The organism is Methylohalobius crimeensis 10Ki (assembly GCF_000421465.1).
Classification (GTDB): domain Bacteria; phylum Pseudomonadota; class Gammaproteobacteria; order Methylococcales; family Methylothermaceae; genus Methylohalobius; species Methylohalobius crimeensis.
Genome location: NZ_ATXB01000001.1, coordinates 991,739 through 1,007,275, shown reverse-complemented (window position 1 = coordinate 1,007,275; position 15,537 = coordinate 991,739). Strand labels below are relative to the sequence as shown.

General features: G+C 58.8%; 12 protein-coding genes. 8 read left to right on the top strand and 4 right to left on the bottom strand.

The genetic code is table 11. The annotated features are described in order from the left end of the window. Window positions 1–157: 157 nt before the first annotated feature. Window positions 158–1,657, bottom strand: a complete 1,500-nt coding sequence (locus H035_RS0105205) for a sigma-54 dependent transcriptional regulator (RefSeq protein WP_040574347.1) — start codon at window positions 1,655–1,657, stop codon at window positions 158–160. A 168-nt stretch (window positions 1,658–1,825) separates the two neighbouring features. Between H035_RS0105205 and H035_RS0105200 the strand changes: the two genes are divergently transcribed. Together H035_RS0105200 and H035_RS0105195 are read left to right on the top strand one after the other, a co-directional pair. Beyond that, entirely contained in the window at window positions 1,826–3,070 is a 1,245-nt protein-coding gene (locus H035_RS0105200; RefSeq protein ID WP_022947941.1) for an HlyC/CorC family transporter, read from the top strand. An 81-nt stretch (window positions 3,071–3,151) separates the two neighbouring features. Beyond that, entirely contained in the window at window positions 3,152–3,748 is a 597-nt protein-coding gene (locus tag H035_RS0105195; protein WP_022947940.1) for an FHA domain-containing protein, read from the top strand. 35 nt (window positions 3,749–3,783) lie between these two features. Here the strand turns inward: H035_RS0105195 and hpnR are convergent, their stop codons facing one another. After that, entirely contained in the window at window positions 3,784–5,328 is a 1,545-nt protein-coding gene (hpnR, locus tag H035_RS0105190) for a hopanoid C-3 methylase HpnR (protein WP_022947939.1), read from the bottom strand. Between the two features lie 113 nt (window positions 5,329–5,441). Further along, the gene (locus tag H035_RS0105185; RefSeq protein ID WP_022947938.1) at window positions 5,442–6,671 is read right to left on the bottom strand and encodes a multifunctional CCA addition/repair protein; all 1,230 of its coding nucleotides are present in this window, start codon (window positions 6,669–6,671) and stop codon (window positions 5,442–5,444) included. 73 nt (window positions 6,672–6,744) lie between these two features. On the opposite strand from H035_RS0105185, the gene H035_RS18270 reads away from it, so the two are divergent. The 6 genes from H035_RS18270 to H035_RS0105155 all read left to right on the top strand — a co-directional run bounded on the left by H035_RS18270 (window position 6,745) and on the right by H035_RS0105155 (window position 13,558). Beyond that, on the top strand, window positions 6,745–6,954 hold the full coding sequence (locus tag H035_RS18270; RefSeq protein WP_022947937.1) for a putative signal transducing protein: 210 nt from the start codon (window positions 6,745–6,747) through the stop codon (window positions 6,952–6,954). A gap of 62 nt (window positions 6,955–7,016) precedes the next feature. Continuing rightward, window positions 7,017–8,699, top strand: coding sequence for an autotransporter assembly complex protein TamA (locus H035_RS0105175; RefSeq protein WP_051149741.1), 1,683 nt, complete (start codon window positions 7,017–7,019; stop codon window positions 8,697–8,699). A gap of 4 nt (window positions 8,700–8,703) precedes the next feature. Continuing rightward, on the top strand, window positions 8,704–12,027 hold the full coding sequence (locus H035_RS0105170; protein WP_026596286.1) for a translocation/assembly module TamB domain-containing protein: 3,324 nt from the start codon (window positions 8,704–8,706) through the stop codon (window positions 12,025–12,027). Window positions 12,028–12,056: 29 nt separating this feature from the next. Next, window positions 12,057–12,311, top strand: coding sequence for a DUF3862 domain-containing protein (locus tag H035_RS0105165; protein ID WP_022947934.1), 255 nt, complete (start codon window positions 12,057–12,059; stop codon window positions 12,309–12,311). A gap of 9 nt (window positions 12,312–12,320) precedes the next feature. Continuing rightward, window positions 12,321–13,259, top strand: coding sequence for a DnaJ C-terminal domain-containing protein (locus tag H035_RS0105160; protein WP_022947933.1), 939 nt, complete (start codon window positions 12,321–12,323; stop codon window positions 13,257–13,259). A gap of 2 nt (window positions 13,260–13,261) precedes the next feature. Continuing rightward, window positions 13,262–13,558, top strand: a complete 297-nt coding sequence (locus H035_RS0105155; RefSeq protein WP_022947932.1) for a chaperone modulator CbpM — start codon at window positions 13,262–13,264, stop codon at window positions 13,556–13,558. 71 nt (window positions 13,559–13,629) lie between these two features. On the opposite strand, the gene H035_RS0105150 is transcribed toward H035_RS0105155, so the two are convergent. Continuing rightward, window positions 13,630–15,369 (bottom strand): methyl-accepting chemotaxis protein, encoded by a 1,740-nt coding sequence (locus H035_RS0105150; protein WP_022947931.1) that lies wholly within the window; start codon window positions 15,367–15,369, stop codon window positions 13,630–13,632. Window positions 15,370–15,537 lie beyond the last annotated feature (168 nt).

Here is a 15,537-nt window from a genome sequence, read left to right as displayed (position 1 = left end):
AGTTACATCAAAAACTTAAGGGCAGGGACTCCAAGAACGATCGGTTCGCGTTCCCCTACGAAAGGACCGATTGGCGTCGTTTCGTGACGCCCGGGTGGTTCTAAGTCGGAAATTTGACACCCGCCAAGCCGGCAGGCAGATCCGGCGCGCCTCTTTCTCACTCTTCACGCAAGTTATATTTGCGCAACTTCTCCACCAAGGTGGTGCGGCGCATCTTCAAGCGCTGAGCGGCATGGGCGACCACCCCTTGAGACTCCTCCAGGGCTTGGCGGATCAAGTCCTTCTCCAGCGCACTCAAGTGTTCCTTCAAATCCAGCCCCTCCTCAGGTAAGCGGATTTGGGACGTCCCGGTTTCGATGCTCGCCGCTTGGCGCCCGGAACTCCCCTCCTCCGCCGGTTGATCCTCGGCGATACTCGGGGGCGGGGAATCCCTCACAGTAGGCTCGGCCTCTCCGCCGATCCGAGGCAAGATCTTTTCCGGCAAATCTCCCACATCCACCACGCCGTAGGGATAAAGCACCGTCAAGCGCTCGATCAAATTGGCCAACTCGCGGACATTGCCGGGCCAATCATAGTGTTTGAGCGTTTCCAGAGCGGCGGCGGTCAATCGAATGGAACCGCGTTTTTCATATTCGATTCGCGCGATCAGATCCGCCACCAGCGAGGGGATGTCTTCGCTGCGTTCCCGCAGCGCCGGCACTTCGAGGGGAAACACGTTGAGGCGATAATACAAATCCTCCCGGAAACGCCCCGCCCCGATCTCTTCCTCCAGATTTCGATGCGTCGCCGCGATGACCCGCACATCGCAGTCCACGGACCGGCTGCTGCCGACCCGCTCGAAGCAACGTTCCTGAAGTACCCGCAATAATTTGACCTGCATCGCCAAGGGCATGTCCCCGATTTCATCCAGGAACAGGGTTCCCCCTTCGGCCATTTCGAAGCGTCCTTGACGCGAGCTCAAGGCACCGGTGAACGCGCCTTTTTCGTGCCCGAACAATTCGCTTTCCAACAGTTCCCCGGGAATGGCTCCGCAATTAACCGGAACGAAGGGCTTGCTGCGGCGAGAAGAATGATAATGTAAATTGCGCGCCACCACTTCCTTGCCGGTCCCCGACTCGCCCAGAATCAACACGGTCACTTCGGTGTCGGCAACCTGTTCGATCAACCGCCAAGCCCGCTGTATCGCGGTACTGGTTCCGCTCAAACTGCGAAACAATTCCAATGGCCGCCGCTTTTCCGCTACCTCCCGAGTGGAAAGATGGCCGCTGCGCGGCGCGGTCCCGTTTCCATCGATTCTATCCCGGCGCCCTCGCAACCGATGCATCAATGCCATCAATTGCGGATAGGTGGTCGGCCAATCCAGCGTTGCAGTAATCTCGCTTTCCACCGGCGAGGGCAAGGGGGTCCCATCATTCCGTTTTCGCATGATCACGAGCGGAACATCCGGCGTAGTTTGGCGCAATACCCGCACACTTTGAGCCAACCCCCCGCCGCTTATCAGGATGGCAGCGTAATAATCCCCCCCTTCCATCAACGCCGACTCCAAAGCAGCCGGCTCCGCCAGGCGGACCGAATATTCGCTATACTCCAGAATAAACTGGATTTGGCTTTGCTCCTCCCCCTCGGGCGCCACGAGCAATATGGATGGTGCTTTCATCGCTGCGATAAGGTTATATGGCATCGGAGGGAGGAAAGTAAATCAGCCCCCTTCGAATGTCAAAATTTTGCCGCATTCATTCCGAGGGCGAAGCATCCCAACTTGACATCCTCTTACTCAAGCCTTAGAAATCTTCACTCGTATAACAAACACGGAGTAAATCTCCCCTTGAACGATATCCCGCTGAGCGTATTATTCGGCGCATTAGCTGTTTTAATCCTGCTGTCCGCCTTTTTCTCCAGCTCCGAAACCGCCTTGATGGCGCTCAACCGCTATCGGCTCCAGCATCTAGCCAAGAAAAAGCAAGCCAGCGCACTCCGCGCGCGCAGGCTTCTGGACCGTCCCGACCGGTTGATCGGCTTGATCCTGTTGGGCAACAACTTCGTGAATATCCTGGCTTCCTCCCTGGCCACGGTAATCGCTCTGCGTATTTACGGAGAAGCGGGGATCGCCATCGCCACCGGTGCTTTGACCCTGGTGATCCTGATCTTCGCGGAAGTCGCCCCCAAAACCGTCGCCGCCACCCATCCGGAAAAGGTTTCCTTCTTCGCCGTCTGGATTCTTCTGCCACTGCTCCGGCTATTCTATCCCTTGGTGTGGCTCGTCAACCTGCTGGCCAACATCGTGCTGTTTCTGTTCGGCATTCGGCTCAAACACGGCACCAGCGACCTTCTGTCCACCGAGGAACTGCGCACGGTGGTCGCGGAAGCCGATGCCCGCCTGCCGGGGCGTTATCGCAATATGCTGCTGACCATTCTGGATCTGGAAAGCGCCACCGTGGAGGACGTCATGGTGCCACGGCAGGATATCCAAGGCATCAACCTGGACGACCCCATCGAAACCATCCTCGAGCAGATTAAAACCAGCCGCCACACCCGCTTGCCGGTGTTCAAGCAGAATTTCGACAGCCTCGTCGGCGTACTCCATATCCGCAGCCTGCTTCCCTTAATTTCCACCGAGCTTCCCACCAAGGAAACCATCTGCCAAGCCCTCGATGAAATTTACTTCGTGCCCGAAAACATGCCGTTGCACCAGGCCCTGGCGGATTTTAAGCGGCAACGCAAACGCCTTGCCCTGGTGGTGGATGAATACGGCGATGTCCAGGGATTGGTGGCCTTGGAGGACATCATGCAGGAATTGGTCGGGGAATTGACCGGGCATCCCAGCCAAGTCAAAAAAGAGACCGAGGAAAGCTATCTCGTCGATGCCGGCATCTCGGTGCGGGAACTCAACCGTATCACCGGTTGGCACCTGCCCACCCGCGGCCCCAAAACCCTGAACGGCTTGATCATGGAGCACTTGGAAATGATCCCTACTTCCGGAACCAGCCTTAATTTGAACGGATTCCAAGTGGAAATTCTGGAAATGGAAGGCAACGCGGTCAAACAGGTTCGCTTCCATCTCGCCAAATAATCGATCCGTCGCTGCCGATCACATTTTTGGCGAACTCAATCGTCTATACTTGCACAAAAAAGATCGAGCAACGAGGTCCCAATGGCGAAACTGACGGTAAGCTTCAAAGGCAAGTTGGTCCGAGCTCACCAATTCGACAGCGGCGTCGTCACCGTCGGGCGGGATCCCGACAATACCATTTGCATCGACAGCCTCGCCATCGCGCCCAAGCACCTGATCATCGATCTTGAGCATCTCGACGGTCCCCGCTTGATGCGCGAGGACGAACGCTTCCCGGTGGAAGTCAACGGACACGCCATCGACCGGCACCGGCTCGCCTCGGGGGATGTCATTCACCTGGGCAAGCACACGCTTCATTACGTTGCCGAAAAAGCGGGCGCATCGGGCGGCGATATCCAGGCAAAAATGCCACCGAAGCAAGTGGAGGCGAGCCTCCAGATCCTCAACGGAAAAAACATCGGCCGGGTGATCCCCTTGAAACGCGCGCTGACCAGGCTGGGTTCCGACGGTTGCATTGCGGTCATCGCGCGCCGTCAAAACGGCCATTTTCTGTCGAGCCTCGAAGGCGGCGACCAAATCAAGGTGAACGGCGATCCGTTGGGGACCCGGACGCTCCTACTCAACCCCGGCGACAGGCTGACGATCGCCGCCAATTTTTTCATTTTTCACGGCGGATAAATCGGCCGCCTTCCCACCGAGTCTTGGCGGCCTTATTACAAGGCGCTTCCCATCCGCGTCTCGTCCACGAAACGCTCGGTTCCCTCGTCAATCTCCCGACTACGGCGCCCGGCTACGGCATGAACGTAGAGCGATTTGACGTCCACCGTTTTTTCGGCCGGCGGCGGCAAGGGAATTTCATATTTCACCGGTTTGTCGTGATCGGCCAACAATAGATCGGGGTTGAACACGCTGTCGAACTTCCACAAGGATTGGAAAAAATTGGTCTGCCCCCGCAATAGAAGCCCCGCCGTGGTGCCGAACATGTCCACCAGAGAGCGCCATCCCATGTGTTTCTGCGCCATCACCCGCTGAGTTTCGACCAGTTCCCGATAAAACTCGTCCAATGGCAGCTTGGTGGGAAGCACCACATGCTGAATATCGAACAGCCGATAATCGCGGCTGATCAGCTTGCGGGATTCGGTATGCCAGGTTTCGGTGCCGGGATAGGGGGTGTTGACGCTGATATTGACGATCTCCGGAATTTCCATGCACCACTCCCGAACCGCCCGGAACCGCTCCTTGTCCCAATCCGGATCGGCGATGAGATTGACGGCCACGTGAATCCCCAGGGAACGGGCGAACTCCAACGCCTCGAAATTGCGGCCCAAGGGGACGCGTTTGCGGAATTTTTTCAACCCTTCCTCATCCAGGGCTTCCAGCCCCAAAAACATGTATTCCAGGCCCAGTTCCTTCCAAAACTTGAACACTTCCTTGTTGCGCAGGAGCACATCCCCGCGTGTCTCCAGATAATATTTTTTCTTCAGCCCCTTGCGGGCGATGGCTTCACCGATTTCAAAACCGTGCTTGGATTGAATGAACGCCACATCGTCGACGATGAAAATCCCCCGTTGATCGATGGATTCCAGTTCCTCCACCGCCACCTCCGGACTCAGCTTCCGATAGCTGCGACCGTAAAATGTCCAGGCGCTGCAAAAGGAGCAATCCCAGGGACACCCGCGCGAAAACTCGATCGACGCACAGGGATCCAGGGTGCCGATGAAGTATTTTTTGCGGTGACGCAATAGGTCGCGTGCCGGGCGAAAATCCTCCAGCCGCTCGACGAATCCGGGAGGCGGCCCCTCTCCGTCGAGGGTCACCGCGCCGGGAATTCGAGTGACAGCGGTGGGATCGTCTGCGACGACCGCGAGAAAATCGGCGATCACCGCCTCGGCTTCGCCCTTGAGGATGCAATCGATGGCGCCGTCGGCATGCGCCAGGAGGGTTTGCGCGGTAAACGAAGCGCTGTGACCGCCCACGAACACGAAACAGGCGGGCCATTTGACCTTGGTCGCTTTAGCCAGATCGACGATCTCCGGCACGTTGGCCAAATAATTACAGGAAAAGGCCACCACATCGGGCCGCCAGTCCTCGATCAGTTTGAAATAATCTCGATGATTTTCCACTTGGAGGTCGATCAAGCGTACTTGATGGCCCGCCTTACGCGCCGCGCCAGCGATGATTTCCAGACCGAGGGGCTCCAAGCGCAAAAAAACCTTGGTGTACATCAAAGGGCCCGGGTGGACAGCTAAGAATCGCATAGCTCCCTCCTGTTTTTATTGATTGACAAGGGTTTTCCAAAACCGCCAAGAATTGTGACCCGCGGTTATGCTCGGACGTTCCACCGTAGGGCCCGGGAATCCAATGCCGCTTTTTATATCACCAAGCGTCCCTTCTCCCTTGCCACCGCCCGGATTCGATCCTGGCGCAGTTCGCGGCCCAGCGCCTCCCCCCGCAGGCCCTTGGCCAGCAGCGGAGCGGTTTCGACCGCCATCGCCGCGCGCCGAAACGCCCGCCACCAGTCGGCCTGGGGATAGGGACGGTCCTCCAAGCCTTTGCGACCCAAGGCGTCGGCCATGCAGGCCAGCAAGAATTGCTCGAAGTCTTGATTGTCGTGGAAAGCATTCACGCCAGACAGAACATCCACGATGGTGCCCGGGCGCAATTCGCGCACCCGGTGGCAATGACCGTGATAACGCATCACCCGTTCCGCCAATCGGTAGTAGGCCTTTGGCGCCTTGAAGCGTCGGCACAACTCCGCCAGCGGTTCCAGTCCCCGGGTTTCATGGCCCCGGTGTCCGGGCCAAATGTCCGGCGGGGTCAAACCCTTGCCCAAATCATGCGTCAGGGCGGCGAAGCGCACCACCGTGTCGGGGGTCAACCGTGCCGCCTGATTCACGACCATCAAGATGTGAACACCGGTATCGATTTCCGGGTGCCATTTCGCCGGCTGGGGCACCCCGAACAGGCGCTCGATTTCCGGAAACAGCCGCGCGTTGGCTCCGCATTCTCTCAGCACCTGGAAAAACACCGCCGGCGTGTCTTGTTCCAAAGCCTTGATCAACTCCTGCCAGACCCGCTCCGGGGTCAAGGTTTCCATCTCCCCCGCGCCGACGATCCGGCGCATCAATGCCATGGTTTCCGCCGCCACGCTAAAACCCAGACCGGCAAAGCGGGCGGCGAAGCGGGCGACGCGAAGAACCCGCAGGGGATCCTCGGCAAAAGCCGGTGAAACGTGGCGGAGGATTCGATTCTCCAGATCGCGCGCGCCCCCATAGGGATCGATCAAGCGCCCTTCCGCGTCCATGGCCATGGCGTTGAGGGTCAAATCCCGGCGCCTCAAATCCTCCTCCAGGGTGACATCGGGGGCGGCATGGACCACGAACCCGCGATGGCCCGGCCCCACCTTACGCTCGGTCCGAGCCAGGGCATACTCCTCATGGGTTGTCGGGTGCAGAAACACCGGAAAATCCTTACCCACCTGCTGAAAGCCGCGCCTTTCCATGGATTCGGGGGTTTCCCCCACCACCACCCAATCGCGCTCCTTCACCGGCAACCCCAAAAGTTGATCTCTGACCGCGCCGCCGACTAAATATACCTTCATGCCTCTCCTCGAGGGATTTACTAACCGTCCAGGTTAAAGTATTTTAGCGTTTTACTGTTTTGTCTTGCGCCCCATGCGGCAGATTTACCAAGCCGACGACATCCTAGAAGCCAATATCGTCAAGGGAATGCTCGAACACCACGGGATCGACGCCCATATCCACGGCCAGCATCTCCAGGGAGGAATCGGCCTTTTGCCGGTCACCGGCCTGATCTCCCTCTGGGTTGAGGACGACCAAGTTTCCGCCGCCCGCCAATTGATCGATCAATATCTCGTCTCCTGATGACAGGCCGGCGAGGGAGCGTCCGGCTACTCCTGCTTTTAGCCGCAATCATTTGGAACGGCATGCTTTCGGCCGACGATCCCAAACCGGATATCCGCATCGAAGGGGTGGAAGGAGAACGACTCGCCAATATCGAGGCACAATTGTCGCTGCTCGATGAAAGCTGCGATTCTCCCAGGTGGCGTGTGGAAGATTCCTTTTCCTTGGCCAAACGCGAAATCGGCAAGGCGCTGCGGGCATTGGGGTATTATCAACCGGTCATCCGCACCGATTTTTCTTTCACCCCGGAGTGTTGGCAGGCCGAGATCTTTGTCGAACCCGGCCCTCGGATCGAGTTGGCCGAGGTGGATCTGAAAATTTCCGGAGAGGCCGCCGACGATCCGAAGTTCCAGGCAATCCTCCAAAATCCCCCCTTGAAAGCGGGAGATCCGCTCCATCACGGCCGCTATGAGAATTTGAAAAGCCGCCTCATAAATCTGGCCGAACAGCGCGGCTACTTCGACGGCCGCTTCTCCGTCCATGAATTGAAAGTCGATCCCTCCCGGGGGCTTGCGTGGATCCGGCTTCACTACGACTCCGGACGGCGCTATAGGCTGGGGGAAATCGAGATTCGGCAGGACATACTGAATCCCGACTTCGTCCGCCGCTATCTCCCCGTCAAAGCCGGGGAACCCTATAGCGGCGCCCAGATGGCCGAAACCTACCAAGCGCTGGCCGACAGCGAATATTTCGCGGATGTGGAAATTCGCCCCGCGCGAGAGGAGATCCGCGAGGGGCAAATTCCGGTAACTATCCGGCTCTTTCCCCGCAAACAGCATTATTTCAAGATCGGTGCGGGATTCGACACCAACACCGGTCCCCGCTTGTCCCTGGGTTACGAGAACCGCCGCGTCAACCGCCGCGGCCATCGGCTGGAGATCAACGGACGGGCTTCCCCGGTACGCTCGGAACTCAGCGGTCGCTACCTGATCCCCTGGACAAACCCGGTTCAGGAAACCTTGAGTTTGCAAGGCGGTTATTTACACGAAGAGACCGATACCCTGCGCACCGACAGCGCCGTATTCGGCGCCCACTTCGTCCATCCGCGTCGGCGCTGGACGGAACAATTCGGCCTGGATCTGAAATACGAAAGCTCGAACATCGAAGGCGACGAAAACCAATCCTCATTGCTGCTGATCCCCGCGATCCGCTGGAATCGGGTAAAAGCCGACGACCGCCTGCGCCCCAAACGAGGCTGGAAAATCGATTTGTCATTCGAAGGCGGCAGCAGCCTGCTGGGCGACCCGGTCCACTACCTTCAAGCGCATACCTATACCAAGGGGGTATATCAACTGCCCTGGCGGGGACGCATCCTATCGCGGCTCGAAGCCGGCGCCACCTGGACCGACCGCTTCGCCAACCTGCCCGCCAGCAGTCGTTTTTTCGCCGGCGGCGACACCAGCGTGCGCGGTTACGGCTACAAACGCTTGGGCCCCGAGAACAACGACGGCGACGTCGTCGGCGGCCGCTATCTGGGGGTGGCCAGTCTGGAGTACGAACAGATGTTTCTGGAAAAGTGGGGAGCCGCGCTGTTCATGGACGCAGGCAATGCCTTCACGACTTTTGACGAACCGGTCAAAATCGGCGCCGGTCTGGGTATCCGCTGGTATTCGCCGGTGGGTCCCATTCGAGTAGATCTAGCCACGCCGGTAAACGACGGCGACTTCAAACTGCGCGTCCACGTATCCATGGGACCGGAGCTCTAAGGCGATGAAACGGTGGCTTTACTTTAGTGCGATCGCGATTCTCATGATCCCGTTGACCGCCGCCGGTCTCTTGGGACTGGCGGCGACCCAAACCGGTACCCGCTGGATCGCCCACACCGCCGTCCATATCGTTCCCGGAGAACTGACCATCGGCAAGACGCGCGGAACCCTCTTGCGCCACCTCGAATTGGATCAGGTCCGATATCGGCTCCCCCCCTATGCAATCGATTTAGACCGTCTAAGTCTGACCTGGCACCCCAAGGATTTGTTTTCCAAGCGCTTGACGATCGAGAAAATCGTCGCCACCAGCTTGCGTTACCGGGGTGAGACGGAGGCGGAGCCGGAGACCGCGGAACCCTCCCCCCTCACCCTGCCCACCATTCGCTTGCCCGTCGCCGTTGCGATCCGCCACGCCGAATTGAACGACGCGGTCATCGTCCAAGGAAAGATGCATCAGACGATCGAGCAGATAAGGCTGGCCGCCGAGTTGACGGAAGACCGGCTCGTCCTACAGACCCTCGAGGCTCGAGCTCAACCCTGGACACTCATTGCCAGCGGAAAAGGGCGGCTTCAGGGGGACTACCCCTTGACCCTGAATGTCGACTGGCGCGGCAAGATCGAAGAAAACGTCTTAAACGGAAAGGGAACGGTGACCGGCAACCTGCGCGAGCTCGTCATCGATCATCGACTCACGGCGCCTTTCCAGGTCGTAACCCGCGGCAAGGCGAACGTGGTGGATCCGGAGCTTCCGTTTGCTATTCACGGCGACTGGAAGAATCTCGCTTGGCCGCCCGATGCCCCAAACTACCAAAGTCCGCAAGGTGACTATCGCGCGGACGGAACGCTCAGCGATTACCGGATCGCACTGAACGCCCTCGTGACCGGCAACACCATACCCGAACTCAAGCTCCGCCTCCAAGGCCGCGGAAACACCGAATCCTTGGCGCTGAAATCGCTCGAGGTGCTTCCCCCCGAAGGCCAACTGACCGCCACCGGTCAAGTGAGCTGGTCGCCGGCCTTGGCTTGGGAGCTTTCCCTGGAAGGGCGCGATCTAAATCCCCAATCTTTCGTTCCTGAGTGGCCCGGGGATTTAGAGCTGCAGGCCTCGAGCAGCGGAAAGTTGGAGTCCTATCAACTTCAGCTCGATGCCCGATATGCAGGCAAAACCATTCCCTCGCTCCAGCTCCGCCTCAACGGCCAGGGCAATGCCGAATCCCTGGCGCTGAAGTCGCTCGAGCTGCGCCCCCCTCAAGGCCGGTTGAACGCCACCGGCGAAATCGGCTGGTCGCCGGCGCTGAGCTGGGATCTTACCCTGGAAGGGCAAGATCTGAATCCGCAACCCTTCGCGCCCGATTGGCCCGGCCATCTGGAATTGGCGGCATCGAGCAACGGCAAGTGGAATAAAAAACGGCTTTTCACGCTTCAAATCGACCACCTTCGCGGCAGTTTGCGTCAGCAACCGGTGGACGCCGCCGGCGCCGTCGAATTCCGAAACGGCAAATGGCGCTTCGATCAGTTCAATGTCAAAAGCGGCGCCAACCAACTCCGGATCACGGGCAGTTACCAAGAAACGCTCGACCTGAACTTCGCCTTCGACGGCCCCCGCCTGCATGAGCTTTGGCCGGATCTCGGCGGGTCTCTGACAGCTCAGGGACAAGTGACGGGAAAACCCGACCTTCCCAACATCCGAGCCGAGGCCCGGGGCCGGGATTTGATCTGGCAGGAATATCGCCTGAAATCGCTCCAAATGTCTCTCCGTTTCGACCCCGACGATCCCGCCTCTCGAGGCGATTTCCGCCTGCGCCGATTGCAACTTCCCGATCAACGAATCGAGCGCTTGGATCTGGCCGCCCGAGGCGGATTCGATCAACATCGATGGAATCTCGAGCTGGAAACTCCGCAAGGCAAACTGGCAACGGCTTTATCGGGCAGTTACCGCGACGGCATCTGGCAGGCGCGTATCGACGACGGCATCAGACTAACCAGCTCCGAAGGCAGGCGGATCGAATTGCTCCCCCCGAAAGCTTCGACTGCCGGCGACGGTATTTTCGAGGCCGACTGGCGGTTGAATTTCAACGCCCGTCCGATCGGTCTCGACAGCCGGCTTCAATTGGAAATCCCCGATCTCGCCAAGCTGGCGCCGTGGCTGCCCCAAGTGGCGGAGCCCGAAGGGCAAATCTCAGCCAATCTGCATATGGACGGCCCGATCAGCAATCTAAAGCCGCAAGGCCGACTGCGATTGACCGGCGCCGCCGCGACCATTCCGCCGGCCGGCATTCGCCTCACCGCCATCGAAACCACCATTCGCGGCGACGAGAAGCGCTTGAACCTGAAAGGAAGCCTTCAATCCGGCGAAGGCCGCGCGGATTTTTCCGGCTGGGCCCAATTGCCGGGAAAACTTCACTTCATGCTGCGCGGTCAGAATCTACAAGTGGCGAGACGCACCCAGGCCAAGGTCAGCGCCTCGCCGGATCTGGTATTCGACTTGTCCGATCAAACCGCACGCCTGGAAGGGACAGTCACCATTCCCGACGCGGATATTCAGCTCAAGGAATTGCCCCGGGGAAGCGTGACGGTGTCCGAAGACGAAGTCATCGTGGGAGCCGATAGCCAAACCGCGCCCCCGCCTTTCCAGCTTACCAGCCGGGTGGAAGTCATTTTGGGAAAATCCGTACGCCTTGAAGGGTTCGGCTTGAAAACGGGCTTGGCAGGCAGTATGGAAGTCCGCAGCCGCAATGCCCAAACCAGCGCCTACGGAGCGATCGATCTGGAGGAAGGCACCTACAAGGCCTACGGACAGAACCTGACCATCGAAAAAGGCCGGTTGATCTTCAACGGCCCGGTGGACCAGCCTTATCTCGACCTCAAAGCGGTTCGAACCATCCCCGACGAGGACGTCACCGCCATCCTGGAGGTGCGCGGCCCGGCTCAAAACCCTATCCTCAAGGTCAGAAGCCAGCCGCCCTTGCCGGAAACCGAAGCCCTGGCCTATCTGTTGACCGGCCGTTCCTTCAAGAGCAGCGGCCAGAGCGAACAAGCCATGATCGCCAAGGCCGCCTTGTCCATGGGAGTCGACCTGGCCATTCCCTGGATCAAGCAATTGGGTTTGGACGAAGTGGAGATGAGAAGCGGCACCACCCTCGAAGAAACCTCCCTCGCCCTGGGAAAGTACCTGACGCCCGACCTCTATGTGGGGTATGCTTTCAGCTTGTTCAACGGGATCGGAAAGGCGCTGCTGCGCTACCGGATCAATCGCTTCTTCACCGTCGAAGCGGGCGCCGGAACCAGTCAAAGCATCGATCTTTTCTACACCCTTGAATCCGACTGATTCATCCACATATTTTACAGAGGACAGCCATGACCGGAGTACGCACGCTTTCATTGATCGCCTTGACCCTGCTGCTGGCCGCCTGCAGCAAGGTCACCCCGGAAAACTATCAGAACCTGGAGTTGGGCATGGATTATCAGGAAGTGGTCAAACTTCTGGGCGAACCGGACGAATGCGAAGCGGTGCTCAACGCCGAAAGCTGCACCTGGGGCAAGCCGAAAAAAAACATCAAGGTCCGCTTCATCAGCGACAAAGTGGTACTGTTCTCGAGCGAAGGCTTGTAAACCGCATCGATGGAATTCAAGGATTATTACAAAACCTTGGGCGTCTCCCGAGACGTCGGCCAGGATGAGATCAAGCGCGCCTATCGCAAGCTGGCGCGCAAGTATCATCCGGACGTGAGCAAGGAACCCGACGCCGAGGCGAAATTCAAGGAAGTCGCCGAGGCCTACGAGGTGCTCAAGGATCCCGAAAAACGCAAGGCCTACGATCAAGTGGGCCGCCAATGGAAACCTGGCCAGGGGTTTCGTCCACCGCCGGACTGGGAGGAACAATTCGGTTTCGGCAAAAGAGAACATCCCCGGGGCGGATTCGGGGATTTCAGCGAATTTTTCGAGTCCCTGTTCGGCGGCGGTTTCCGCTCCCATGCCCGCAGCGTTCGGATGCGGGGAGAGGATCTGCACGCCAAGGTGCATATCGACCTGGAGGATGCCTACCGCGGCACCACTCAAACCATCACCCTGAACATCCCCGAAACGGACGCCGATAGCGGCCGGATCGTGGAGAAGCCCAAGCGTCTGCACGTCAAAATCCCTCAAGGGATTCAAGCGGGGCAGAAAATCCGCCTGACCGGACAGGGTGCTCCCGGAATCGGCGGGGGACCGGCCGGCGACCTCTACCTGGAAATCCACTTCAAACCGCATCGTTTATTTCAGGTGGAAAAGAAAGACCTGTACTTGAATCTTCCCATCACCCCCTGGGAGGCGGCACTGGGCGCCAAGGTGGCGGTGCCGACGTTGTCCGGCAAGGTAACGCTGACCATTCCCGCGGGATCGCAAACCGACAAAAAACTTCGCCTCAAGGGCAAAGGACTGCCGGGAACGCCGCCGGGGGATCAAATCGTGGTGCTGAAGATTCACGCCCCGCCGGCAGATACCGGCGCCCAGCGACGCTTCTATGAGGAAATGGCCGAAAAGCTTCCGATGAACCCACGCCAGGGTATGGGAGTGTGAGTATGCGGGAGGAAAAGGTACTGTCCGGCGTGGTGCTGGACGAGCATTTCCGCCTGACGCTGGTGGAAATCTGCCGGGTTTGCGAAATCCAACCTGAAACGGTGATCGAACTGGTCAACGAAGGGGTGATCGAGGCGGAAGGACTCCAACCTTCCGAGTGGCGCTTCGACGCCGCCGCCTTTCAGCGACTCAGGATCGCGCTACGCTTGGAGCGGGATCTGGGAGTCAATCCCGTCGGCGCAGCTTTGGTGCTGGACCTTCTGGAAGAACTGAACCGGCTGCCGCGCAGCCGGTTCTGATTATCTAAGGCGCCTGATTGGTAGGGGCGACCGGCCGGTGATTGGTAGGGGCGACCGGCCGGTCGCCCCTACTAGGTCTTGAACTGCCCGACAATCTCGGCAAGCTTGCCGGCCTGTTCCTGGAGCAAGGTGACGGCCTGACGGGTCTCTTCCATCTTGGCATAGGCCGACTCCACGCCTTCGTTGACCCGGGCGACGTTTTGGTTGACCTCCTCGCCGACCATGCTCTGCTCTTCCACCGCGCTGGCGATTTGCGCGTTCATTTGCTTGACTTCGTCGATCATGCCGGTGATATTTTCGAGCACCGTGTTGACGCTGTGGGCCTCTTCCCTGCTCGCATGCGCCTGCTCCTTGCTTTCGGTGATCACCTCCACCGCCTGGCGCGATCGGTTGCGCAGACGCTCGATGGTCTGCTGGATCTCGGCGGTGGACTCCTGAGTCCGGGAAGCCAGGGTACGGACCTCCTCGGCCACCACCGCGAATCCGCGTCCTTGCTCTCCGGCCCGGGCCGCTTCGATGGCGGCGTTCAAGGCCAAAAGATTGGTCTGATCGGCAATGTCGCCGATAATCTTCAGCACTTCGCCGATGCTGTCGCTATCGCCTTCCAATTCCTTGAGCACTTGCGCCGCCTTGTCCACTTCCGAGGTCAGCCGGTCGATCTTGCCGATCGCCGTCTGCACCACCTCCTGCCCCGACTTGGCCTCCGTATCGGTGGATTGGGACGCATCCGCCGCCTTGGTCGTACTGCTGGCGATTTCCTGCACCGCCACCGCCATCTGCTGCATGGTGGCGGCCACATGACTGAGTTCGTTCCGTTGACTGGCCGCCCCTTCCTCGGTGACCGTGGCCAAGCGATTCAAATTTTCGGTTTCCTGGGCGAGATACTGACTGCTGTCCTTCAGGGTCAGCATCATCTTGCGCAGCTTCTTGACGAACTGATTGAAGCTATGCGCCACCCAGGCGAATTCGTTCTTGCCTTTGACTTCCAAGCGGGCGGTCAAATCTCCCTCGCCTTGGGCGAAGTCCTGCAACCTCAAGCCCAAAACGGTCAAGGGGTCGACCACCATCCGTTTGGTGGCGAAAAACAAACCGCCGGCAACGATCAAGACGACCATAAAGATCAAGCCCGCCCCCTTGAATACATTGGCGGCGATGATACTATCGGTCTCTTCCATGGAAGAGATCACCTCGAAAGCCCCATGCAAATCGCCGGCTTTTTTGCCGTCCATGGGATAGCCGAGGATGTCCCGCCCGTCGTTTCGGCCCCACAGATTTTGCGAGTTCCTCGGATCCCCGTGACAAATCAGACATTGTTGCTGTAAACGCACCGGCCTAAAATATCGCAGAGCTTCGGTTCGCTCGTCGAGCACCTGGTATTCGGTCGCTTCGGGATGACGGGTGAAGTATTGCAAGGCCTCTGCTTCCAGCGCGTCTGGAACGTTTTTTGGGTTGCGCGGATTCTCGCGCGGTGTACGCAGCTCGATGCCGTTTTCCTCCGCCCTGGATTGAATCACATGCCAAGACATCACCACCGGGACCGTGGATAGAATCTTCGCCCTCGCCTCGGCCTCCGGCAGGGTCTTAAACTCGCGCAACATCTCGGGAGTGAATGTCCCCACCTCCCATTGAGTGGCCATTTCATTGCGTACCGATTCGGCGATCATGAGCACATTTCTGGCCTTCCGCACCTCGGCCTCGATCGCCGTAGAATGTTGCTGATAGGCATAAGCCCAAAGCAACCCTGCCGCTCCCAGCAGCAGGAGGCCTGCCACCACCCATACCAAACGCATGCCCACGGAATTCCAGTTCATAACCTCTCCTCCTTTCTTAAACCGGTATCTTCCGGCTCTAGTTCATATATAAATGTGTTAAGTCTGTTACAAACTATAGCCCAAGTTTTTTTTCCTTTACCGGTTAGGAGCAAAGAGTCGGTATATAGTCGATGAGAAACCACCACCTGCTGCCTATCGGGCGCGCAG